The 551-nt window shown below is 57.9% G+C and carries 2 protein-coding genes; both read left to right on the top strand.

The annotated features are described in order from the left end of the window. Positions 1-286, top strand: a 286-nt coding sequence (locus tag MiSe_RS49695) for a hypothetical protein (RefSeq protein WP_226595006.1), incomplete at its 5' end; no start/stop codon positions are given. Then, the coding region (locus MiSe_RS49690) for a hypothetical protein (protein WP_226595004.1) at positions 253-551 on the top strand (299 nt) is incomplete at its 3' end. The genes MiSe_RS49695 and MiSe_RS49690, both read left to right, overlap by 34 nt.

Here is a 551-nt window from a genome sequence, read left to right as displayed (position 1 = left end):
AGGGAAAATTTCTGCCCCAGTCCAGATGGGACATCTGCCGTGCCCCTACAGCATTTGGGTGGTTCACCAGCAGGGAAAATTTCTGCCCCAGTCCAGATGGGACATCTGCCGTGCCCCTACAGCATTTGGGTGGTTCGCCAGCAGGGAAACATTCTGCCCCAGTCCAGATGGGACATCTGCCCTGCCCCTACAGCATTTGGGTGGTTCACCAGTAGGGAAAATTTCTGCCCCAGTCCAGATGCGACATCTGCCGTGCCCCTACAGCATTTGGGTGGTTCACCAGTAGGGGCACGGCAGGGAAAATTTCTGCCCCAGTCCAGATGGGACATCTGCCGTGCCCCTACAGCATTTGGGTGGTTCACCAGCAGGGAAACATTCTGCCCCAGTCCAGATGGGACATCTGCCCTGCCCCTACAGCATTTGGGTGGTTCGCCAGTAGGGGCACGGCAGGGAAACATTCTGCCCCAGTCCAGATGGGACATCTGCCGTGCCCCTACAGCATTTGGGTGGTTCACCAGTGGTTCGCCAGTAGGGGCACGGCAGGGAAACAT

Origin of the sequence: Microseira wollei NIES-4236 (assembly GCF_020521235.1) — a bacterium.
GTDB lineage: Bacteria > Cyanobacteriota > Cyanobacteriia > Cyanobacteriales > Aerosakkonemataceae > Microseira > Microseira wollei.
The sequence above is the reverse complement of the archived record's forward strand: the minus strand, read 5'-3'. Positions and strand labels throughout refer to the sequence as shown.